The following is a 21,165-nucleotide window of genomic DNA, read 5'->3' as shown; positions in this document are numbered from 1 at the left end:
GCTCCCCTGCCACACCCCAGCTCAACCGCCCCAACCTACCGCCGGTCCAGGGTGGCGCCTAGCTGGTGGTGAGACGGATCCGGAGCGGGGAGCCGATGCGCAGGCCCCAGGCGGCCATGGCTCCGGCCTCGGCCTCCAGGACGTGGCGGGCGCGCAGCCGGGGGAGGCCGAGGCGGCCGGGGGCCATGGTGGTCAGCGCGATGACGGTGAGCCGGCGGTCGAGGTGGGCCACGTCGATGGCGAAGCCCATCCGGAAGGTGTGCACGCTCGACGCCGGGGTCAGGAGCATCGCCCCCTCGATCCCGTCCCGCCCGAGCAGCCCCCGGGTGCGGGCCCGGTAGGACGCGGCCACCTCCACGGGCACCTCCAGCGGAGCCTCCCCGGGCTCCCCGGGTCCGCCCGCCTCCCCGGGTGCCCCCGCCCGGTCGACGTAGAGCATGGCCGGACCGTCGTGCCAGCGTTCCCTGTTCCCCATGCGCCCCACCCTAGGGTCGGGCCCGCCCCCGGGTCCGGGCTTCGGCGTCAAGCCGGCGCACCCGAGGGGGTCCCCCTGGGGAGGGACGGCCGCACGTTGGTCCGTACGGGCTCCCGCCGGGCCCCACAAGGGCTGTGGGGGCCCTTGCGGCTCTGCGGAGTGCTCCAGGATGGCTCCGGAGAGTAATCGTGTCGCGGTGATGCGCGCAGCACGCTTTACGAAGGGTTATGGTGGAACCCCCCCCTCGGGCCGGTCCGTATCCCCCCCACGGACCGGCCCGTTTTTCGTCTCCGCGCAGTGTCGCGGGGGCGCCGGGCAAAGCAGCAGGTCAGCCCCGCTGGGCCCAGATGTTGGCGCCGGGGGTGGACACCGCGAAGGAGTCGATCTCCTTCAGCTCCTGCTCCGAGAGCGCCGCAGCGGACAGGGAAGCCACGTTCTCCTCCAGCTGCTTGACGCTGGACGCGCCGATCAGCGCCGAGGTCATCCGCTCGTCCCGCAGCACCCAGTTCAGCGCGAGCTGAGCCAGCGTCTGCCCGCGGCGCGCGGCGATCTCGTTCAGCCCGTTCAGCCGGCGCACGACCTCTTCCGACAGCAGGTCCGGGTTGAGGGACTTGCCCTGGGTGGCCCGTGAGCCCTCCGGGATGCCCTTGAGGTACTTCCCGGTCAGCAGCCCCTGCGCGAGCGGCACGAAGGAGATGCAGCCCATGCCGGCCTCCTCCAGGGTGTCGAGCAGGCCGTCCTCCTCCGTCCAGCGGTTGATCATGGAGTACGAGGGCTGGTGGATGAGGGGACGGATCCCCATCTCCTTCAGCAGCCGGGCCGCCTCGGCCGTCTGCTCCGCGGTGTACGAGGACACGCCCACGTAGAGCGCCTTGCCCTGCTGGACCGCGGACGCCAGCGCGCCCATGGTCTCCTCCAGCGGGGTCTCCGGGTCGAAGCGGTGCGAGTAGAAGATGTCGACGTAGTCGACGCCCATCCGCTTCAGGGAGGCGTCCAGCGAGCCGAGCAGGTACTTGCGGCTGCCCCACTCCCCGTACGGCCCCTCGTGCATGAGGTAGCCGGCCTTGGTGGAGAGGACCAGCTCCTCGCGGTGGGACGCGAAGTCCTGCGCGAAGATCTTTCCGAAGTTCAGCTCGGCCGAGCCGGGGGGCGGGCCGTAGTTGTTCGCCAGGTCGAAGTGGGTGACGCCGAGGTCGAAGGCCCGGCGCAGGATCGCCCGCTGGGACCCGAGGGACGCGTCGTCGCCGAAGTTGTGCCAGAGGCCGAGGGAGATGGCGGGGAGCTTGAGGCCGCTGCGGCCGGTGCGCCGGTACTCCATGGAGTCGTAGCGCGAGGGCTCTGCCCGATAGGGATTGTTTTCAGTCACGTTGTCCTCCCTATCACGGACTTGTGACAGGACCGAGTTGGATGCCGGATCCCGTCGCGCAGTAATGTGGCGGTCTGTGGACTTGGGGGGGACCACCGCATTCCGCATGGGGGTATCGCTCGGAGGGGCTGGAAGATCGTGAAGCTGCGCGACCTGGTACGCCGTCCTGTGTACAGGCTCTACGCACGCCGGGTGGAAGGCCGCATCGACCATGACGAGACGCCCAAGCACATCGGTGTGATCCTGGACGGCAACCGCCGCTGGGCCAAGGCCTCCGGAGGCACGACGGTCCAGGGCCACCAGGCCGGCGCCGACAAGATCTCCGAGATGCTGGGCTGGTGCACCGAGACGGACGTCGAGGTCGTCACCCTGTGGATGCTCTCCACGGACAACCTGGACCGGCCCGAGGTCGAGCTCCGTCCGCTGCTCAACATCATCGAGAACACCGTCCGGGGCCTCGCCGCCGACGGCCGCTGGCGCGTCCACCACGTCGGCAACCTGGACATCCTGCCCGCCGGGACCCAGAGCGTCCTGAAGGAGGCCATGGAGGCCACGCGCGACGTCGACGGGATACTCGTCAACGTCGCGGTCGGCTACGGCGGCCGCCAGGAGATCGCCGACGCGGTCCGCTCGCTCCTGCTGGAGCACGCCTCGAAGGGCACCTCCTTCGAGGAGCTCGCCGAGATCCTCGACATCGAGCACATCGCGGAGCACCTCTACACGCGCGGCCAGCCCGACCCGGACCTGGTGATCCGCACCAGCGGGGAGCAGCGGCTGTCCGGATTCATGCTGTGGCAGAGCGCGCACTCCGAGTACTACTTCTGCGAGGTTTTCTGGCCGGCCTTCCGCAAGGTCGACTTCCTGCGCGCCCTGCGCGACTACGCCGCCCGCCACCGGCGCTACGGCAGCTGACTCCGCCCGGCAGGCTCCCCTCGGGGCACCTGACCTGCGGTTGTCTGATACCCCCTCGGCACCTCGCGGCGCGCCCGGACCCCTCCGTGGCGCGCCGTCCCCGTGTTCCCGTACGTCCGTGGCGCCTCCCGGGACCCTCCGCGCGAGGCCTTCACCAGGGATTCACCGAGCGTCCGTCATATGCCATGGCATGGCTGGACCCAATATGGGAATACCCCATGCAGGTCGACGCCCGATCCACGGGTGTCGAGTCTCAGCGGACGGCATGGGGTCGTCCGCCCGGGAGGCCCTTTGCACCAGGACGCACGTGCGGTTCGCACGGACGGAGTGAAGGGCCGGAAGTCGGCCCGCGCAGGGGTGCCGATGACCGGTCCGGTCTTCATGGCCCGACCTCTTCCGAGGGGGTACGTCCTTCCGTGGTGACCAGCACAAAGAGCCGCCTGCCCGACAGGCGGACCTACGTCCTCGACACCAGCGTCCTGCTGGCAGACCCCAACGCGATCTCCCGATTCGACGAGCACGAGGTCGTGCTCCCGATCGTGGTGATCACCGAGCTGGAGGCAAAGAGGCACCATCCCGAACTCGGCTACTTCGCCCGTCAGGCCCTGCGGCTGCTCGACGAGTTCCGGGTGCTCCACGGTCGCCTCGACGCACCCATCCCGCTGGGCGATCTGGGCGGCACCCTGCGCGTCGAGCTCAACCACTCCGACCAGAGCGTCCTGCCCGCGGGCTTCCGGCTGGGGGACAACGATTCGCGGATCCTCGCGGTCGCACGCAACCTCCAGGCCGAGGGCTACGACGTCACGGTCGTCTCGAAGGATCTCCCCCTGCGCATCAAGGCCTCCTCCGTGGGGCTGATGGCAGAGGAGTACCGCGCGGAGCTCGCCATCACCGATGCCGGCTGGACCGGCATGACGGAGCTGGCGCTCTCCGGGGAACAGGTGGACCTCCTCTTCTCCGAGGAGCGGCTCTACGTACCGGAGGCCGCGGAACTTCCCGTGCACACCGGTCTGGTCCTCCAGTCGGAGCGCGGCAAGGCACTCGGCCGGGTCACGGCCGACGGCAACGTGAAGCTCGTGCGGGGCGACCGCGAGGCCTTCGGGCTGCACGGCCGCAGCGCCGAGCAGCGGATCGCGCTCGACCTCCTGCTCGACCCCGAGATCGGGATCATCTCGATGGGCGGCCGGGCCGGCACCGGAAAGTCGGCGCTGGCGCTGTGCGCGGGGCTGGAGGCCGTACTGGAGCGGAGGCAGCACCAGAAGGTGATGGTCTTCCGGCCGCTGTACGCGGTCGGCGGCCAGGACCTCGGCTACCTCCCCGGGGACGCCAACGAGAAGATGAGCCCCTGGGCCCAGGCGGTGTTCGACACGCTCTCGGCGGTCGCCGGGCGCGCGGTCATCGAGGAGGTGCTCAACCGCGGGATGCTGGAGGTCCTGCCGCTCACGCACATCCGCGGCCGCTCGCTGCACGACGCGTTCGTGATCGTGGACGAGGCGCAGTCGCTGGAGCGCAACGTCCTGCTGACCGTTCTGTCCCGCATCGGGGCCAATTCGCGGGTGGTCCTCACCCACGACGTGGCCCAGCGGGACAACCTGCGGGTCGGCCGGTACGACGGAGTCGTCGCCGTGGTCGAGAAGCTGAAGGGGCATCCGCTCTTCGCGCACATCACGCTGACCCGGTCCGAGCGCTCCCCGATCGCCGCGCTGGTCACCGAGATGCTGGAGAACCTGTAGGGCGGGCCGACGGTCCGTACGGGCCGCAAAACAGCTAAAACGCGCATAGCGGGAAGGTGAGTTGGCGCCGCCCGGCAAAGGCCAGAGAGCCTAGCCGGGCGGCGCACCCGTGCACAGGGGTTTGCCGTAAGCGAGGGCGACATGCCAGGTGTGACCTTTCCCACGCAACGGAGAATTGCCCTGCGGCGTCGAGGTCCGGCAGAGTCTGTTTTCCGTCAGGCCCCGCATACGGCACACCTGTATCTCCCGTGAGATGCGCGCAGTACCGCTAACTCCACAATCGATCGCCGTATGCCGCCCGGAGCATCACGCGGCACTCCCGCAAGGGAGTTGCCCACGGGCCCGCGTCTCCAGTGACCGAACCACCACGGAGGCCAGTGCCAGGGGCACTATTGCGACCGCGTGGTCACTGCGGATGCTGCTGGAAGGAAACCGTGTGAGCCGGATCTCGGTTCGGGGATTCGCCGTGGCTTCGGCCACCGCTGTCACCACCGTCGGCGCCGTCGTGGGTGTTGCCACTGGCGACCCCGCCTCGAACGACCTCGAGACGACCGCGTCGGGGACGACTCTCCTCGCGGAAATCCCGGTCGGCGACCAGGCGCAGGTCCAGAACGCGTCCCTGACGCAGCAGGCCGACTCCATCGCCCACGCGGCCGACACCGACGCCAAGCGCTCGGCGGAGGAAGCGGCCCGCATCCAGGCCGCCCAGGACGCCAAGTCGAAGAAGGCCGAGGCGCAGAAGGCCGAAGAGCAGAAGGCCGCGGACGACAAGGCGAAGAAGGAGCGCGAGGAGCAGGAACAGGCTGCCAGCCGTTCCGCCTCCCGCGACGGATCCTCGTTCACCCCCCAGGCCTCCTACACGGTCGCCCAGGTCAAGGCGATCGCCCAGCAGATGGTCCCGGCGGGGCAGTTCCAGTGCTTCTCCAAGATCATCAACCAGGAATCCACCTGGAACTACCAGGCCGTGAACAAGTCCTCGGGCGCCTACGGCCTCGTCCAGGCCCTGCCCGGTTCGAAGATGGCCTCGGCGGGCGCCGACTGGCGCACCAACCCCGCCACCCAGATCGAGTGGGGTCTGAACTACATGAACAGCCGCTACGGCAGCCCGTGCAGTGCCTGGAACTTCCACATCGCCAACGGCTGGTACTAGGCCCCGGCCCGGGCGCAGAAGACGCCGGTACGAGAGCGCGCCCGCGCGCCTCAACCCCGAGGAGCCCCGCACCGTCCTACGGTGCGGGGCTCCTCGCGTGTACGGTCTTTCGAGGCGTGCCCCGGCGCGCGGTCCACGGCGGGGGGAAGGGAACGACATGGCGAAGACAGGCTGGCTCGGCCGGCTCGGCAAGAGGCTGAGCGACGTGGAGGCCCGGCTCGCGGAGCGGCGGGCCGAGGTAGAGGCCGAGACCTCCGGCGATCTGCCGCTGCGTCACCCCGGCGCGGGGGCCCGTACGGGACCGCGCACCGGCACGGATGCAAGCGCGGCCGTGCCCTCGGCGGCCACCGCGGCCACCGCCGCTTCCCCGGCCTCCGAGTCCTCCGACTCCCCGGCCCCCGCCGCCGCCCCCGCGCAGCCCTCCGCGGCCCCGGGCGCCGAGCACGCCGGCTACGGCAACCCGCTGCGCCCCGACCCGGTGTCCGTCATCCCGTGGGGCGTGCGCGTCGCCGCCGAGGCGAGCTGGCGGCTGCTGCTGCTCGCCGGGATGCTCTGGGTCCTGATGCGGGTGATCAGCGAAGTCCGCCTGGTCGTCCTCGCCTTCGCCGCCGCGCTCCTGGTCACCGCCCTGCTCCAGCCCTTCGTGGTGCGGCTGCGCCGGCTCGGGATGCCCCGGGGCCTGGCCACGGCCCTCACCGCGATCCTCGGGTTCGTGGTCATCGGACTGGTCGGCTGGTTCGTGGTCTGGCAGGTCATGGACAACCTCGACCAGCTCTCCGACCGGCTGCGCGAAGGCATCAACGACCTCAAACTCGCCGCGCTGGACAGTCCGTTCCACGTGACCGAGAAGCAGATCAACGAGATCGCCAAGAACCTCAGCGAGACCATCGGCACCAACACCGAGCAGATCACCTCCGCCGGCCTGCAAGGCGTCACGGTCCTCGTCGAAGTCCTGACGGGCATGCTGCTCGCGATGTTCTCCACGCTCTTCCTGCTCTACGACGGCAAGCGCATCTGGACCTGGTCCACGAGCCTGCTCCCGGCCGCCGCCCGCCCCGGCGTCGCCGGCGCCGGTCCGCGCGCCTGGCGGACCCTGACCGCGTACGTGCGCGGCACGGTCCTCGTGGCCCTCATCGACGCCGTGTTCATCGGCCTCGGCCTCTACTTCCTCGACGTGACGATGGCCGTGCCGCTCGCCGTCTTCATCTTCCTGTTCGCCTTCATCCCGCTGGTCGGTGCGGTGATAAGCGGTGCCCTGGCCGTGGTCGTGGCCCTGGTGACCCAGGGGCCGTTCACCGCGCTGATGGTGCTGCTCGTGGTGCTGGCCGTGCAGCAGATCGAGGGCCACGTGCTCCAGCCCTTCATCCTGGGCCGGGCGGTACGGGTCCACCCGCTCGCGGTGGTGCTCTCGGTGGCGGCCGGCGGCCTGGTCGCCGGCATCGGCGGAGCGGTGGTCGCCGTACCGCTGGTCGCCGTCACCAACACCGTGGTCGGCTACCTGCGGGCCTACTCGCGCGAACAGCTCCACCACGGGCACTCCCCGGTCGGCCCCGGGCCGCACGGGGCGACGGCCCTGGGCCGGACGGCATCCGAGGCGGAGGAGACACGTACGGGTGATAACGGAGCCTGAGTTCGACGGCGGCTCGTCCGGCCTGCCGGTCCCGGAGGCCCTGGAGAGCCCGGAGGGGCCGCAGGGGCCGCAGGGCTACGGCAGGTCCCCGTACGGCCGCCGGCCCTGGCGCTGGGCGCTCGGCGGGGCCCTCCTCGCCTCCGTGCCGTGGGCCGGCGCCTGGTGGGCCGCGACCCCGCAGGACCCCAGCCCGCCCCTGCGGTACGCGCTGCCCCAGAGCCTGTGCGACTCGGCGAAGCTGCCGGGACTGGCCCGGCTGGCGGAGCGCATCGCGTGGGACTCCACCCCGAGGCAGTGGGAGCATCCGGGCGTCGACCGCGCGATGTGCATGCTGCGCACGACGCCGCCCGAATCGGCGGAAGGACCCGAGCGCTGGCTCGCGTACGAGGTCCAGGTCTCGATGGAGCTGCACAAACGCACCGACCCCGCGGCGGAGTTCGGCGCGGATCCCGGTGCGGTCGGCTGGGTCGGCCTGGGCAGACCGGATCTCCGCTCGGTACCGGGGCTCGGGGAGCGGGCCCTGATCTCCGAGACGGAGTACGAGAGCGGCTGGCGGCTGGCCGTGCTCGACGGGGGCACCGTCTTCACCATGGACGTGTCCGTGTGGTCGGGCGGCGATGGCGAGCCGAGCCCCGACGAGCCGGCCCCGGAAGAACCGCCGAAGCCCGATTCCGACGCGGTCCAGGCTGCGATGATCGACGACATGCACGGCCTGATGAAGGCACTGCACCGGTAGGTGCGGCAGCCGCCGGGGCGTGGGGGCGCGGGGGACGGGGGACACGGGGATGATCGGCGAGCCCGAGATCGACGGGGACTGGCACACGGCGAGCGGACCGGAGGGGACAGCGGAGGGCGCCGCGGAGGCCCTTCCCGGCGCGCCCGGGCCCGGGCGCGTACGGCGCGGCCGTCCGCCGTGGCTGTGGGCGCTGGGCGGGGTGCTGGCGGCCTCGGCGGTGTGGGCGGGCACGCTGGCCGTCCAGGACCGCGTCCCGGACGTTCCGCGCCTCGGCTACCGGCATTCCCCGGACCTGTGCAAGGAGTTCGAGCTCAAGACGGTCGCCCAGACCGCCGGCCGGGGGTTCGAAGGAGGCCGGAGCGGCGAGGGGGTGCACCTCGCGCAGGACTGGGCGTACTGCACGATCTCCACGCCGTACCAGGACGGGACCATGATGTACGGGGCCGAGCTGCTGGTCGAGCTGCACAAGAAGGGTGACCCGGCGCCGGACTTCGCCACCGGCCCCGGGACGGCCCCGGAGAACCGGCTGGACCTCGACGAGCGCCAGGAAGTGCAGGGCCTCGGCGACCGGGCGGTGCTCGACCGGCAGTACGCGCACGACGGAACGCGGCTCATGGTGCTGGACGGAGGGGCGGTCTTCACCCTCACCATGCAGTGGTTCCAGGTGCGCGAGGCCGCGGCCGTCGACGGGAACATCCCGCCGGCCACCATCGACGAGAACGCGATGCACGCGGCGATGATCGAGGACATGCGGGCCCTGATGGCGAAGCTCAAGCGCTAGGAACGGATACGCACGGAGCCCCCGCGACCGGAGTCGCGGGGGCCCAGTGCTGCGTACGGTGCGTGCGGGGGAGGGTTACTCGCCCGCGAGCGCGGCCTCGGCGTCGAGGGTGACGGCGACGCCCTGGATCACCGCGGCGATCTTGAAGGCTTCCTGGATCGTCTCGCGGTCCATGCCGGCCTTGCGCAGGACCTGCTCGTGCGAGTCCAGGCACTGGCCGCAGCCGTTGACCGCGGAGACGGCGAGAGACCACAGCTCGAAGTCGACCTTCTCCACGCCGGGGTTGCCGATGACGTTCATCCGCAGGCCCGCGCGCAGGGTGCCGTACTCCGGGTCGGAGAGCAGGTGGCGGGTGCGGTAGAAGACGTTGTTCATCGCCATGACCGCGGCGGCCGACTTGGCGGCGGTGTACGCCTCAGGCGACAGGGCCGCCCTGGCCTCCGGCTCCAGCTCGCGCAGGACGCGCGGGGAACGGGCGGCGATGGCGCAGGACAGGACGGTGCCCCACAGCTGCTGCTGCGTCAGGGTGTCCTGGTTGCCGATGACCGAGCCGAGGTTCAGCTTCAGGTCCTTGGCGAAGTCCGGTACCGCGGACTTGAGGGAGTCGAGGGACATCCGTCACTCACCGGCCAGCAGGGCGCCCGCGTCGATGGTGCTCTCGCCCTTGTTCCAGTTGCAGGGGCACAGCTCGTCGGTCTGCAGGGCGTCGAGGACCCGCAGGACCTCCTTGGGGTTACGGCCGACGGAACCGGCGGTCACCATGGAGAACTGGATCTCGTTGTTCGGGTCCACGATGAAGACGGCGCGCATCGGGAGACCGTCCGAACCGAGGATGCCGAGGTCGGCGCAGAGCTCGCGCTTGATGTCGGACATCATCGGGAAGGGCAGGTCGCGCAGGTCGGCGTGGTCCTTGCGCCAGGCGTGGTGGACGTACTCGGAGTCGAGCGAGAAGCCGAGGATCTGGGCGTCACGGTCGGCGAACTCCTCGTTCAGCTTGCCGAAGGCGGCGATCTCGGTCGGGCACACGAAGGTGAAGTCGAGCGGCCAGGAGAACATGATCTTCCACTTGCCCTCGTAGGTCTTGTGGTCGATCTGCGCGAACTCGGCTCCGGCCTCCAGCGAGACGCAGGCGGTCAGGTCGTAGGTGGGGAACTGGTCGCCGACAGTGAGCACGTGCTCTCCTTGCGCAAAGGAAAGTGACCCTTTTGGGGGCTTTCCGGGGGGTTGGACGTATCTCACATGCTGACACAGCGGCATTGATTGCAGAAATAGCTAGCCTGGTGCCCAGTGATCGGAGGTACCTATCAATGGCTGTGGGTCATGGCCCGGGACGCCCGGGACACAGAGGACCGAAGCAGGCGACGCTCGCCCAGCTGCGGGCCTTCGCCGTCGTCGCCGAGCAGCTGCACTTCCGGGACGCGGCCGCCGCGATCGGGATGAGCCAGCCCGCGCTCTCCGGCGCCGTGTCCGCGCTGGAGGAGGCGCTCGGGGTGCGGCTGCTGGAGCGGACCACGCGCAAGGTGCTCCTCACGCCCGCCGGGGAGCGGATCGCGGGCCGCGCGCGGGCCGTGCTCGACGCGATGGGCGGACTGCTGGAAGAGGCCGAGGCGGTACGGGCCCCCTTCACCGGGGCGCTGCGGTTCGGGGTGATCCCCACCGTGGCCCCGTACCTGCTGCCGACCGTGCTCGGGCTCTTCCACCGGCGCTACCCCCGCCTCGAACTCCAGGTGCACGAGGAGCAGACGGCCTCGCTGCTGGAAGGGCTGGCAGGCGGGCGGCTCGACCTGCTGCTGCTCGCCGTACCCCTCGGGGTGCCCGGGGTCACCGAACTGCCGCTCTTCGACGAGGACTTCGTCCTGCTCGCACCGCGCGACCATCCGCTCGCCGGACGCAAGGACATCCCGCGCGAGGAACTGCGCGGGCTGCGGCTGCTCCTCCTCGACGAGGGGCACTGCCTGCGCGACCAGGCCCTCGACATCTGCCACGACGCGGGACGCACCGCCGGGGCGGACGTCACCACGACCGCCGCCGGGCTGTCCACGCTCGTCCAGCTGGTCGCCGGGGGGCTCGGCGTCACGCTGCTGCCGCGCACCGCGCTGCGTCTGGAGACCGCCCGCAACGAGCACCTGGCCACCGGGTACTTCGCCGAACCGGCGCCCTCGCGGAGGATCGCACTGGCCATGCGGACGGGCACGGCCCGCGCGGAGGAGTTCCGCGCCGTCGCCGACGCACTGCGCGAAGCCGTACGCCCGCTCCCCGTCTGGCTGACGGACTGAGGAGCGGGCGTACGGGGCTTGCGTGCGCGGGCCGGGTTACTCCGTGCGCAGCCCGTCCGGGCGCATCAGGCGCAGCAGCGGCGGCAGGCTGAGCAGGGTCACCAGGACGGCGACGCCGCCGCCGATGCCGACCATCGACAGGATCGAGGTCCAGTCGATCCGCAGGGGTACGGACGACATCTGCATCAGCACCACGCCGAGGGCGACTCCGACCACCGTGGCCAGGGCCAGGCCCAGCCCGATCGGCAGGGCGGTCTGCCAGAGCACGGACAGGCTGAGCGTGGAGCGCTTCGTACCGAAGGCGACCAGCGCCGACAGCAGCTTCTTGCGCTCGCGCAGCTGCTCCAGCTGGGAGACCAGCAGACTCGCGCCGATCAGCATCAGCACGAGGGCGGAGCCCACGAACAGGCCGGTGCGGATGGAGGAGTACCGGTCGTTGACCTCGGTGGCCCGCAGGGTCATCGGGACGGACAGCGGATCGGCCTTGAAGACGGCGTTCCGGGCCAGCTCCACCGCGTCGGGCACCTTCGGGTCCAGCTTCACGAACACCTGGGCGGACTGGAACCTGCCCAGGCCCTTCGGGGCAGCGGCCGGGGTGGCGAGCAGGCCGGTGACCGTACCGCCGGCGGGGTCCTTGCGGGCCGTGACGGTCGGGGCGTCGGCGGGCACGGTCCAGCGGGTCGGGGCGCTTCCCTCACCGCCGTAGATGTTGCCCGTGAACAGTGCGTCGCCGGGCCGGGCGGAGTCGCCGCCCATGGTGCGGTTCGCGTCGGCGCCGGCGACGACGAAGACGTCGCCGTCCTTGCAGGAAGGCAGCTGTGCCACCTCCGCGAGGGCCGCGCAGGTGCCCATCGTCACCATGGTCGAGGCGTCCTCGTACTCCATGTTCGCGCTGCGCGCGGCGAAGGTGGAGCCGAGGGCCACGGCCTGGGTGACGCCCTTGGTCCCGTCCAGCGCCCGGGCCAGGGGCTCGCCCCCGCCGGGGCTGCGCAACATGACGGAGATCGAGGCGCGGGCGGGGTCCTGGCCGGTGTCCGCGGTGTACGAGTCCGAGGTGCCGGCGAAGAGCATCTGCAGGGCGATCGCTCCGGCGACCGCCACCGCGATGCCGTTGACCAGCCGGGCGGCGCTGCCGCTGGTGAGCTGGAGCCGACGGGCGGCGAGCTGCCAGGAGACCGGTCCCGCGCCGCCGATCAGGCCGACCACCCGTTCCAGCACCCAGGGGAGCAGGACGGTGATCCCGACGAGGAGCAGGACCACGCCGCCGGAGACCTGCCACTGGTTGAACTTCCCGCTGTCGTTGCCGCGGCCGATCATCGGGGCCAGCAGGCCGAGTCCGGCCAGCGGGAGCAGCAGCCGCCACCAGATCCGGCGCTTGCGCGGGGTCGTCGTACGGACCACGCCGAGCGGCTCGATGACCACGCCGCGCAGGGCGAACAGGGTCACGGCGACGGCCGCGGCGGGCACGGCGACCGCGATGAGCGCGGCCAGCCAGGGCGCCGGGTTGAGGTCGGCGGGGAAGACGCTGCGCTGGTAGAGGTCCATGGCCGGGGCGAGTTGCCGGGCGGCCAGGAAGAACCCGGTGCCCAGGGCCAGGCCGATCAGCGATCCGGCGGCCGCCTCGCCCGCCGCGATCCGGCGGACCATCCGGCCGTCGGCGCCGACCAGGCGCAGTGCGGCGAGCCGGCGGTCGCGGCGGTCGCCGCCGAAGCGGACGGCGGCGCCGATGAACACGGCGACCGGCATCAGCAGGGCGACGAACGTCAGTACCACCAGGAGCGTGAGGACGGGGTCCAGGGCCTGCTTCTCCATGGTGTTCTCGAAGGCCGTGACCCGCTTGACGTACTCGGGCGAGGACTTGCGGAGTTCCGTGAGCCGGTCGCTGCCCGCGTAGAAGTAGAGGTCGCCGGGGCCCACCAGGCCCGCGTCGCCGATGGTCGCGACGATCTTCCCGTCGAGGCGGTCGCGCAGCAGCCTGCCCTCACCGGTCTTCATCAGCCGGTCGAGGGCGGGGGAGACGATCAGTTCGCCGGCGCCGGGGAACTTCTTCACTCCGGGCGGCAGCGGGGCGTCCGGCCCCTCGGGCTGTACGAGCCGTCCGTCGACCCCGTAGGAGCGGTAGGACTGGTCCACTTCGGCGATCAGCAGCGTGTCGCGGCCGGGCTGCTCGGCGGTGGGCGAGGTGAAGGTCTGCCGGGCGTCGCTGCGCGCGTCGCGGGCGGCCATGGCGCCGGGGATCGCGCTGGTGACGAGCAGCAGGGCCACGCCGAGGCCGACGCCCACACCGGTGAGGAGCGTACGGGTCCAGCCCTCGCGGCCGCCGCCGAAGGCGAAGCGGGCGCCGAGTGCGAGATCGCGGAGCCAGACGCGGAACGCCGGCTCCGCGCCCGGGGTGCCGGGGCCGTCGTGGCCGCCGCGCCCGGTCTGATGGCCGCGCCCGTCCTGCCTGCTGTGCTTGCCGGTGGTTCCGAGGCTCATACCGCGCGCTCCATGTCGCGGGACTTGCCGTCCCGCACGACGATCTCGCGGTCGGAGTACGCGGCCACGCGGGTCTCGTGCGTGACGAGGACGACGGCGGCGTTCGTGGACCGGGCGGCGTCGGTGAGCAGCTGCATCACGAGCTCCCCGTTGAGCGAGTCGAGGGCGCCGGTGGGTTCGTCGGCGAAGATCAGCCGGGGGTTGGTGACGAGGGAGCGGGCGACGGCGACGCGCTGGCCCTGGCCGCCGGAGACCTCGCCGGGGCGTTTGCCCCCGAGGTCGTCGACCTGGAGCCGCTCCATCCACTCCAGGGCGGTCCGCTCGGCCTGCTTGCGCTTCACGCCGGTCAGGCGCAGCGGCAGGGCGACGTTCTCGACGCAGGTGAGCTCGGGGACGAGCTGGCCGAACTGGAAGACGAAGCCGAACTCGCTGCGGCGCAGGGCGCTGCGCTCGGCGTCGTTCATGGCGGAGAGCTCGCGTCCGGCGTAGGTGATGGTGCCGGAGTCGGGGGTGACGATCCCGGCGAGGCAGTGCAGCAGGGTCGACTTGCCGGACCCGGACGGGCCCATGATCGCGACGACCTCGCCGGCGTGGATGGAGAACTCGGCTCCGTCGAGGGCGTGGGTGCTGCCGTAGGCCTTGCGGAGGTCCGTGGCGCTGAGCAGTGTGCCGGCGGGGGTCATCGGCGTATCTCCTGGGCGAGCTGGTCGAGGCGGGCGGCGGTGAGTTCGAGCCACCGCAGGTCCGCTTCGAGGTGGAACAGGGCGTGGTCGCAGACCAGCTGGTCGGCGAGGTCACCCTTGCGCTTGCGCTGGGTGAGGATGCGCATCAGGCGCAGGTGCTCGGCGCGCTGGGTGTCCAGCAGCTCCTGGGCGCTGCGGCCGGTCAGCAGGGCCAGGACGACCTTCGTGAAGAGGGTCGACTGGAGGTACGGCTCGGGCTTCTCGGGCTGGGCGAGCCAGCCCTCGACGTCGGTGATCCCGGCGTCGGTGATCGCGTAGCGCTTGCGCTCGGGGCCGCCCCCGCTCTCCACCCCGTCGACCTCGACCAGACCGTTCTTCAGCAGCCGGGACATGGTCGAGTAGACCTGCCCGTAGGCGAGGGGCTTGTCGTGGCCGAATCTCTCGTCGAAGGTCCGCTTGAGGTCGTAACCGTGCCGGGGGCCGGCCTCCAGGAGGCCGAGGAGTGCATGACTGATGGACATGCGGAGGACTATACACGCGGTGTATACGCTCGATGTATAGAGGCGGGGGGCGGTGGCAGGGGCCCGGAACATCTGCCATTCGGAGGAACCTGACCACGCGGGAGACGGCCCGGGGCCCGGCCCGTGCCGTTGCTGGCATCTTGAAGGTTCATGCGAGCACCCACCGGCCACGTCGCCGCACTCCCACCGCAGCAGACGGGCACCGAGGTGCGGACGGCGCCGAAGCCGCCCGCGCACGGCCGCCCCGCATCCGACTGGTGGATCCGGGCCATGGCGGGGGTCCTGTTCTTCGCCTACATGACCCTGTCCCTGCGGATCCACGAGCGCCTGCACTCCCGCAGCTTCGATCTGGGGATCTTCGTACAGGTCGTGCGTTCCTACGCCTCCGGGCACCTGCCCGTCTCCGAGGTCAAGGGGCCGGACTTCCCGGTCCTCGGAGACCACTTCTCGCCCGTCCTGGCCCTGCTGGCACCCCTGTACTGGCTGTGGCCGTCGGTGAAGGTGCTGCTCGTGGCGCAGGCCGCGCTGGTCGCCGGGAGCGTGCTGCCGCTGGCCTTCTGGGTCCGCCGCACGGTGGGCTCCGCGGCCGCGGTGGCCATCGGCACCTGTTACGGGCTCGCGTGGGGCATCGCGAGCGGGGTCTCCTCCGACTTCCACGAATGGGCCTTCGCCCTGCCGCTCCTCACGCTCTCCCTGACGGCCCTCGCCGACGGACGGCTGCGCGCCGCCGCGTACTGGGCGCTGCCGCTCCTGCTCGTGAAGGAGGACCTCGGTCTCACCGTGGCCGCGATCGGCCTGCTCATCGCCTGGCGGGGCGGGCCGGGCGGCCGCAGGACGGGGCTCCTCACGGCCGCGGCCGGCGTGCTCGGGAGCGCGCTCGCCCTGCTGGTGCTGAGCTCCTTCCACCCGGGCGGGTTCGACGGCTACTTCCTCTCCCACAACCCCGGATCCGGCGCGGCCGGCGGGGCGGGGACGGGATCGGGCGGGGGTGCGGCGGAGCTGCTCCACCGGTTCACGCTCGGTCTCATCACCCCGCAGGAGAAAGTCACCACCCTCGTCCTCGCCCTGGCCCCCACGCTGTTCCTGGCCCTGCGCTCCCCGCTCGTGCTGGTGGCCCTGCCCTCCGTGATGTGGCGCCTCGCGTCGAGCTACCCGGACCACTGGGGCACCGGCTACCACTACTCGCTGCTGCTCATGCCGGTGGTCTTCGTGGCGTTCGCCGACGCCCTGCGGCTACGGGGTACGCGCGGGCGCAGCCTGTACCGCTACCTGGCGGGCTCCGCGGCGGTCACCTTGCTGCTGCTGCCGCACTTCCCGCTGTGGCAGCTGGTCCAGCCCGCCACCTGGAAGGACGAGCCCCATGTCGTGGCGGCGCACCGCGTGATGGACCGGATCCCGGACGGGGCCACGGTCCAGGCGTCGACGTACCTGCTGCCCCACCTCGCCGACCGCACCAGCGTCAGCCTCTTCGGCTGGGGGGACAGCCGGCCCGATCCCGAGTGGATCGTCGTCGACACCACGGTCGCGCCGCAGCTGCGGTGGCCGCAGTCGGCGATCCAGGAATCCATGGCCCTCGACCGGGCACGGAGCCAGGGGTACCGGATCGCGGCCCAGCAGGACGGCCTGGTCCTGCTGAGCCGCCGGTCCTGACGGCGCGGGCGTACGGGCGGTTCGCCTCGGCCGGGGCCGTCAGTTCCGGGCCGTCTGGTGGACCGTCACCGACCGGAACACCACGGGCTGCCTGGGCCGCCCGTCGGCCGACCCGTCCGCCGTGCCGTTCGCGGCGATCTTCCGCAGGACGTCCAGCCCGCCGACCACCCTCCCGAAAGGGGTCCAGTCGGGCTGCATGAGGAGCTTCGGATCGGCGTAACTGATGAAGAACCGGCTGCCGTTGCGGCCGGGCTGCGCCTTGGACAGGGCGACGGTGCCCGCCGGGTAGGCGGCGCCGCTCAGGTTCTCGTCGGGGAAGTGGTAGCCGGGGTCGGTCCTGCCCGAGCCGCCGGCGGGGTCGCCGCATTCCAGTACGAAGATCCCGCTCGTGGTGACCCGGTGGCACGCGCTGCCGTCGAAGTACTTCTTCCCCGCGAGGAAGGCGAACGAGGTGGTGGCGCAGGGGGCGGCCCCGGTGAACGCCTCGATGGTGACCTTGCCCTGGTCGGTGACCAGCTCGGCCGTGTACGGGCGGGCCCGCGCGGGGTCGTGCACGGGTACCGCGCCCGGGCCGGCGGTGGTCGGGGTGTACGTGCACCCGGCCGGGGCCGGGGCGGCGGCCGGCTTGGAGTCGTGCGGGGTTTCCGTGAGGGACAGCGCCGACCAGATCAGCCCGGAACAGGCCGCGGCCGCCGCGAGGGCGGTGGCCGCCTTCCGTACGGCCGGGCGGCGCACCACACCGCCCGGGGCGGCTGCCGTCGGGGCGGCTCCTGCCTTGGCGTCGGCCTCGGCGCCCGGCGCCGACTCCGGTGCCGGTTCCGCCGCGGCCGGTCCGGCCGCTCCCTCGGGGGCCGGTCCGGGCTTCCCGTCGGTCCAGTTCATCCGAGCCTCGCATTCGGTGGGAGACCCCCCGGGGTGACGCGCAGAGCGTACCGACGCGGCCTCAGGAATCCGGAGAGGCGCGGGGGCGGCCCCGGGGCGGGATGGGGCCCGCCCCGCCGGGGAGGCGGCCGGCTTCGGACAGGGCGCGGCGGAGCAGGAACTCGATCTGCGCGTTGGCGCTGCGCAGTTCCTCCCCCGCCCACCGCGCGAGCGCGTCGTGCACCTGCGGGTCGAGCCGCAGCAGCACCTGCTTGCGGGCCTGCCGCGCCGCCTTGGGGGCCGCCGCCGGCCCGTCGGACCGGTCGGCGCTCCCGGCCCCGTCGGCGGGGGAGTCCGTGCCTCCGTCGGGGCTCACTGGTAGAGGGTGCCCGTGTTGACCACCGGCTGGGCCGCGCGGTCGCCGCACAGGACCACCATCAGGTTGGACACCATCGCCGCCTTCCGTTCCGGGTCGAGGTCCACGATGTCCTGCTCCGCGAGGCGGTTCAGGGCGAGCTCGACCATACCGACCGCGCCCTCGACGATCTGCTTGCGTGCCGCGACGATCGCACCGGCCTGCTGGCGCTGGAGCATCGCGGAGGCGATCTCCGGGGCGTACGCGAGGTGGGTGAAGCGGGACTCGATGATGTGGACGCCGGCCGCCTCGACGCGGGCGGACAGTTCGACGGCGAGCTTCTCGGTGATCTCCTCGGCGTTGCCGCGCAGCGACAGGCCGCCGTCCTCGTGGGCGTCGTAGGGGTACTCGATCGCGATGTGCCGGACGGCCGCCTCGGTCTGGGTCTCGACGAACTCGGTGAAGTCGTCGACCTCGAAGACGGCCCGCGCGGTGTCCTCGACCCGCCACACCACCACGGCCGCCAGCTCGATCGGGTTGCCGTAGGCGTCGTTGACCTTCATGACGGGCGTCTCGTGGTTGCGGACCCGGGTGGACAGGGGCCGGCGGGAGGTCAGCGGGTTGACCCAGCGCAGCCCGTCGGTGCGGACGGTGCCGCGGTAGCGGCCGAACAGCTGGACCACGCGGGCCTCGCCCGGCGCGACCGTGTTCAGGCCGCACATGGCGATCACGGCGGCGATGGTCAGCAGGACGCCCGCCGCGATCAGACCCGCCTTGGCCCCGTCGGAACCCGACACCGCGCCGAGCGCGATCAGGCCCGCCCCGGCCGCGACTCCCGCCAGGCCGAGCAGCAGCGCGAGCCCGCCGCCCACGCTCCGCGCGGGGAACTCCCGTACGCCTGCCTCGGTACCGCCCGTGGTGTTCGTCATCATGTGCCCCGTTTCATTCCGTGGCGGCCGGTCGGGCCGCTTAGCAAAGTGATATCACTTTTTCGGGCCGGGCGGGAGTGGGGAAGCGGCGTGGCGGGGGCGGGCGGTGGGAATGCGGTGCGGGGCCCGGCAACCTCCAGGGCTCAGGCTGCGTCGGTTCCTACGGGACGGGTGCTCATTGTCACGTCCGAATTGCCCGGTATGAGAGCCCGTTGGCCGGTTTTTGTCACAGCCTGCGGTGTTAGCTTTCTGAGCTGACGTCGGGGGGTTATCGAGCGGAGCGGGAGCGATGGGCCGAGCAGAAGCGCGAAAGGCGCAGCAGCAGCAGCGCGGTGCGCGACGCGCGCCGCGCGGGCGCGTCAAGGGCAAGGGCGGGGCATCGGGCGGCAAGCCGACCGGCATACGCCGCTTCTTCACCTGGAAGAAGGTGCTCGGCACCTTCTTCGGGGCCGTGCTGCTCGGCATGGCGGCCCTGATCGGCCTCTACTTCTACGTGGAGCCCCCGGACCCCAACGCCGAGGCCCTGACGCAGAACAACGTCTACAAGCTCTCCGACGGCACCGTCATGGCCCGCGTCGGCACCACGAACCGCCAGATCGTGTCGATCGACAAGATCCCCGAGCAGGTGCAGACGGCCTTCATCGCGATCGAGAACAAGTCCTTCTACAGCGACAAGGGCGTCGACCTCAAGGGCATCGCCCGAGGCGTGTTCAACACCGTCACCGGCAAGGGCAAGGCGGGCGGTTCGACGATCACCCAGCAGTACGTCAAGAACTTCTACCTGACGCAGGACCAGACGGCGACCCGCAAGCTGAAGGAGCTGATCATCTCCCTCAAGGTCGACCAGGAGATGGAGAAGCCGGAGATCCTCGCGGGTTACCTGAACACCAACTTCTACGGCCGCAACGCCTACGGCATCCAGGCCGCGGCCCAGGCCTACTACGGGGTCGACGCCGACAAGCTGACCCTGGAGCAGGGCGCGTACCTCGCCGCCGTCCTCCAGGCCCCCAGCCAGTACGACTGGGCGACCGCCGGCCCGAACGGCAAGCGCCTGGTCATGGTCCGCTTCAACGGCGTCCTCGACAACATGGTCGAGATGGGCAAGCTGGACCCGGCCAAGCGCAAGGAAATGAAGTTCCAGGAGCCGATCAAGCCCAAGGCGCCCACCGGCATGGAAGGCCAGAAGGGCTACCTGATCCAGGCCGCCGACGAGGAGCTCAAGCGCCAGACCGGCATGTCCGAGGGCCAGCTCAAGGCCGGCGGCTGGGAGATCACCCTCTCCATCGACCCGAAGAAGCAGGCGGCGCTGGAGAAGGCCGTCCAGGACGAGCTGGAATCCAAGCTCGACCGCAAGGGCCGCGCCGTCGACTCCGCCGTGCAGGCGGGCGCCACCTCCGTGGACCCGAAGACCGGCGCGATCGTCGCGATGTACGGCGGCACCGGGCAGAGCGAGCAGTGGGCCAGCAACGCCCTGCGCAAGGACTTCCAGCCGGGCTCGACCTTCAAGCCGATCGTGCTCGCCTCCGCCATGGAGGGCAAGGCCAGCACGCAGGGCGGGAAGCCGATCACGCCCAACACCCTCTACGACGGCACGAGCAAGCGCCCCGTGGTCGGCAGCGACATCCCCTTCAACCCGCAGAACCAGGACGACCACGACTACGGCGACCCGATGATGACGGTGCAGTCCGCCACCAACTCCTCGGTGAACTCCGTGTACGCCCAGATGATCGTGGACGTCGGGCCGAAGAACGTGAAGAAGACCGCCCTGCAGCTGGGCATGCAGGACCGCGACGGCTGGCCCGAGGACAAGCCCGCCATGTCGCTCGGCACCATGAGCGCCGACACCCTGGAGATGGCCGGCGTCTACGCCACCTTCGACAACCACGGCAAGAAGGTCACGCCGAGCATCATCAAGTCCGCGAAGCACGCGGACCGCGAGTTCAAGCCGGTCCGCGCCGTCGGCGACACGGCCATCAGCCGCCGGACCGCCGACACCGTCACCAAGGTGCTCACCGGCGTCGTCGAGGACGGCTCCGGCAAGGCGGTGAAGAGCTCGGCCTACGAGGCCGCGGGCAAGACCGGCACCACCGAGCGCAACGTGGCCGCCTGGTTCACCGGCTTCACCCCGGAACTGGTCACCGTCGTCGCGATGTTCGGTGACGACCCCACCACCCACGACCAGACCAGCCTGACCGGTACGGCCGGCGGCGGACGCGCGGGCGGCTCCAGCTTCCCGGCCGCGATCTGGAAGCAGTACACCCTCGACGCGCTCAAGGGCGGCAGGACCGGCTCCTTCGACCTGGACGAGGCCGACATGGGCAAGGTCCAGTCGCCGAGCGCCACCACCTCCCCGTCGAGCACGCCGAGCCCGTCCACGAACACCCCGACGCCGAGCAGCACCCCGTCGCCGACCCGCACGCCGAGCGGGACGCCGACCCCGACGCCGAAGCCGACCCCGACGCCGACTCCCACGCCGACGCCGACCCCGACGCCGACGAAGTCGGCCTCGGGCAAGCCCTCGCCGCCGAACCCGGTGCCCGAACCGTAGGCTCCGCAGCACCGGGCCCCGCAGACCCGTAGGACCGCAGACACCTCTGCCCCGCAGGCACGAAGCCTGCGGGGCAGAGGC

Annotated in this window: 19 protein-coding genes; 9 read left to right on the top strand and 10 right to left on the bottom strand. The window is 71.5% G+C overall.

The window, feature by feature from the left end; translation table 11 throughout:
• Positions 1-58: 58 nt before the first annotated feature.
• Complete coding sequence (locus tag ACFWNV_RS06510) at positions 59-475, bottom strand: DUF192 domain-containing protein (RefSeq protein WP_383941445.1); 417 nt, start codon at positions 473-475, stop codon at positions 59-61.
• A 328-nt stretch (positions 476-803) separates the two neighbouring features.
• On the bottom strand, positions 804-1,841 hold the full coding sequence (gene mgrA, locus ACFWNV_RS06505) for an L-glyceraldehyde 3-phosphate reductase (RefSeq protein WP_383941442.1): 1,038 nt from the start codon (positions 1,839-1,841) through the stop codon (positions 804-806).
• A gap of 138 nt (positions 1,842-1,979) precedes the next feature.
• On the opposite strand from mgrA, the gene ACFWNV_RS06500 reads away from it, so the two are divergent.
• From ACFWNV_RS06500 to ACFWNV_RS06475, 6 genes are all read left to right on the top strand, one after another.
• Positions 1,980-2,753, top strand: a complete 774-nt coding sequence (locus ACFWNV_RS06500; RefSeq protein WP_327254716.1) for an isoprenyl transferase — start codon at positions 1,980-1,982, stop codon at positions 2,751-2,753.
• A 416-nt stretch (positions 2,754-3,169) separates the two neighbouring features.
• Positions 3,170-4,486, top strand: a complete 1,317-nt coding sequence (locus ACFWNV_RS06495; RefSeq protein WP_266880864.1) for a PhoH family protein — start codon at positions 3,170-3,172, stop codon at positions 4,484-4,486.
• Positions 4,487-4,904: 418 nt separating this feature from the next.
• A complete protein-coding gene (locus ACFWNV_RS06490) occupies positions 4,905-5,636 on the top strand; it encodes a transglycosylase SLT domain-containing protein (RefSeq protein WP_383941686.1) in 732 nt (243 codons plus the stop codon).
• 157 nt (positions 5,637-5,793) lie between these two features.
• Positions 5,794-7,266 carry an AI-2E family transporter gene (locus tag ACFWNV_RS06485; protein WP_383941438.1) on the top strand — a complete coding sequence of 491 codons (1,473 nt, stop codon included), beginning with the start codon at positions 5,794-5,796 and terminating at the stop codon, positions 7,264-7,266.
• Positions 7,250-8,002 carry a hypothetical protein gene (locus tag ACFWNV_RS06480; protein WP_383941435.1) on the top strand — a complete coding sequence of 251 codons (753 nt, stop codon included), beginning with the start codon at positions 7,250-7,252 and terminating at the stop codon, positions 8,000-8,002. Before ACFWNV_RS06485 ends, ACFWNV_RS06480 begins: the two co-directional genes overlap by 17 nt.
• 49 nt (positions 8,003-8,051) lie before the next feature.
• Complete coding sequence (locus ACFWNV_RS06475) at positions 8,052-8,783, top strand: hypothetical protein (protein ID WP_383941432.1); 732 nt, start codon at positions 8,052-8,054, stop codon at positions 8,781-8,783.
• A 75-nt stretch (positions 8,784-8,858) separates the two neighbouring features.
• Here the strand turns inward: ACFWNV_RS06475 and ACFWNV_RS06470 are convergent, their stop codons facing one another.
• Complete coding sequence (locus ACFWNV_RS06470; protein WP_383941430.1) at positions 8,859-9,398, bottom strand: alkyl hydroperoxide reductase; 540 nt, start codon at positions 9,396-9,398, stop codon at positions 8,859-8,861.
• Between the two features lie 3 nt (positions 9,399-9,401).
• Entirely contained in the window at positions 9,402-9,956 is a 555-nt protein-coding gene (locus ACFWNV_RS06465; protein ID WP_383941427.1) for a peroxiredoxin, read from the bottom strand.
• A gap of 134 nt (positions 9,957-10,090) precedes the next feature.
• On the opposite strand from ACFWNV_RS06465, the gene ACFWNV_RS06460 reads away from it, so the two are divergent.
• Entirely contained in the window at positions 10,091-11,059 is a 969-nt protein-coding gene (locus ACFWNV_RS06460) for a hydrogen peroxide-inducible genes activator (protein ID WP_383941424.1), read from the top strand.
• Between the two features lie 36 nt (positions 11,060-11,095).
• Here ACFWNV_RS06460 and ACFWNV_RS06455 read toward each other — a convergent pair whose 3' ends face one another.
• The 3 genes from ACFWNV_RS06455 to ACFWNV_RS06445 are packed head-to-tail and all read right to left on the bottom strand — an operon-like array spanning position 11,096 to position 14,741.
• Positions 11,096-13,537, bottom strand: a complete 2,442-nt coding sequence (locus tag ACFWNV_RS06455) for an ABC transporter permease (RefSeq protein WP_383941421.1) — start codon at positions 13,535-13,537, stop codon at positions 11,096-11,098.
• Positions 13,534-14,220, bottom strand: coding sequence for an ABC transporter ATP-binding protein (locus ACFWNV_RS06450; RefSeq protein WP_383941418.1), 687 nt, complete (start codon positions 14,218-14,220; stop codon positions 13,534-13,536). Before ACFWNV_RS06450 ends, ACFWNV_RS06455 begins: the two co-directional genes overlap by 4 nt.
• Entirely contained in the window at positions 14,217-14,741 is a 525-nt protein-coding gene (locus ACFWNV_RS06445; protein WP_383941415.1) for a PadR family transcriptional regulator, read from the bottom strand. Before ACFWNV_RS06445 ends, ACFWNV_RS06450 begins: the two co-directional genes overlap by 4 nt.
• Positions 14,742-14,891: 150 nt before the next feature.
• Here ACFWNV_RS06445 and ACFWNV_RS06440 point away from each other — a divergent pair, with 150 nt between their 5' ends.
• Positions 14,892-16,391: a DUF2079 domain-containing protein gene (locus ACFWNV_RS06440; RefSeq protein WP_383941412.1), complete on the top strand. Its 1,500-nt coding sequence runs from the start codon at positions 14,892-14,894 to the stop codon at positions 16,389-16,391.
• A 39-nt stretch (positions 16,392-16,430) separates the two neighbouring features.
• On the opposite strand, the gene ACFWNV_RS06435 is transcribed toward ACFWNV_RS06440, so the two are convergent.
• The 3 genes from ACFWNV_RS06435 to ACFWNV_RS06425 all read right to left on the bottom strand — a co-directional run bounded on the left by ACFWNV_RS06435 (position 16,431) and on the right by ACFWNV_RS06425 (position 18,539).
• Positions 16,431-17,273 carry a peptidylprolyl isomerase gene (locus ACFWNV_RS06435; protein WP_383941409.1) on the bottom strand — a complete coding sequence of 281 codons (843 nt, stop codon included), beginning with the start codon at positions 17,271-17,273 and terminating at the stop codon, positions 16,431-16,433.
• Positions 17,274-17,334: 61 nt separating this feature from the next.
• Complete coding sequence (locus ACFWNV_RS06430) at positions 17,335-17,628, bottom strand: hypothetical protein (protein ID WP_383941406.1); 294 nt, start codon at positions 17,626-17,628, stop codon at positions 17,335-17,337.
• Positions 17,625-18,539 (bottom strand): SPFH domain-containing protein, encoded by a 915-nt coding sequence (locus ACFWNV_RS06425; RefSeq protein WP_383941403.1) that lies wholly within the window; start codon positions 18,537-18,539, stop codon positions 17,625-17,627. Before ACFWNV_RS06425 ends, ACFWNV_RS06430 begins: the two co-directional genes overlap by 4 nt.
• A 286-nt stretch (positions 18,540-18,825) precedes the next feature.
• Here ACFWNV_RS06425 and ACFWNV_RS06420 point away from each other — a divergent pair, with 286 nt between their 5' ends.
• Entirely contained in the window at positions 18,826-21,084 is a 2,259-nt protein-coding gene (locus ACFWNV_RS06420) for a transglycosylase domain-containing protein (protein WP_383941401.1), read from the top strand.
• Positions 21,085-21,165: the final 81 nt, after the last annotated feature.

It is taken from the genome of Streptomyces sp. NPDC058401 (genome assembly GCF_042722885.1).
Classification (GTDB): Bacteria; Actinomycetota; Actinomycetes; order Streptomycetales; family Streptomycetaceae; genus Streptomyces.
The sequence above is the reverse complement of the archived record's forward strand: the minus strand, read 5'-3'. Positions and strand labels throughout refer to the sequence as shown.

What these genes read in the sequence shown, in the direction of transcription:
- ACFWNV_RS06445 (WP_383941415.1), bottom strand. Translation starts at nt 14,741, where the DNA reads ATGTCCATCAGTCATGCACTCCTCGGCCTCCTGGAGGCCGGCCCCCGG.
- ACFWNV_RS06450 (WP_383941418.1), bottom strand. Translation starts at nt 14,220, where the DNA reads ATGACCCCCGCCGGCACACTGCTCAGCGCCACGGACCTCCGCAAGGCC.
- ACFWNV_RS06420 (WP_383941401.1), top strand. Translation starts at nt 18,826, where the DNA reads ATGGGCCGAGCAGAAGCGCGAAAGGCGCAGCAGCAGCAGCGCGGTGCG.
- ACFWNV_RS06475 (WP_383941432.1), top strand. Translation starts at nt 8,052, where the DNA reads ATGATCGGCGAGCCCGAGATCGACGGGGACTGGCACACGGCGAGCGGA.
- ACFWNV_RS06460 (WP_383941424.1), top strand. Translation starts at nt 10,091, where the DNA reads ATGGCTGTGGGTCATGGCCCGGGACGCCCGGGACACAGAGGACCGAAG.
- ACFWNV_RS06470 (WP_383941430.1), bottom strand. Translation starts at nt 9,398, where the DNA reads ATGTCCCTCGACTCCCTCAAGTCCGCGGTACCGGACTTCGCCAAGGAC.
- ACFWNV_RS06425 (WP_383941403.1), bottom strand. Translation starts at nt 18,539, where the DNA reads ATGATGACGAACACCACGGGCGGTACCGAGGCAGGCGTACGGGAGTTC.
- ACFWNV_RS06455 (WP_383941421.1), bottom strand. Translation starts at nt 13,537, where the DNA reads ATGAGCCTCGGAACCACCGGCAAGCACAGCAGGCAGGACGGGCGCGGC.
- ACFWNV_RS06510 (WP_383941445.1), bottom strand. Translation starts at nt 475, where the DNA reads ATGGGGAACAGGGAACGCTGGCACGACGGTCCGGCCATGCTCTACGTC.
- ACFWNV_RS06435 (WP_383941409.1), bottom strand. Translation starts at nt 17,273, where the DNA reads ATGAACTGGACCGACGGGAAGCCCGGACCGGCCCCCGAGGGAGCGGCC.
- ACFWNV_RS06440 (WP_383941412.1), top strand. Translation starts at nt 14,892, where the DNA reads ATGCGAGCACCCACCGGCCACGTCGCCGCACTCCCACCGCAGCAGACG.
- ACFWNV_RS06485 (WP_383941438.1), top strand. Translation starts at nt 5,794, where the DNA reads ATGGCGAAGACAGGCTGGCTCGGCCGGCTCGGCAAGAGGCTGAGCGAC.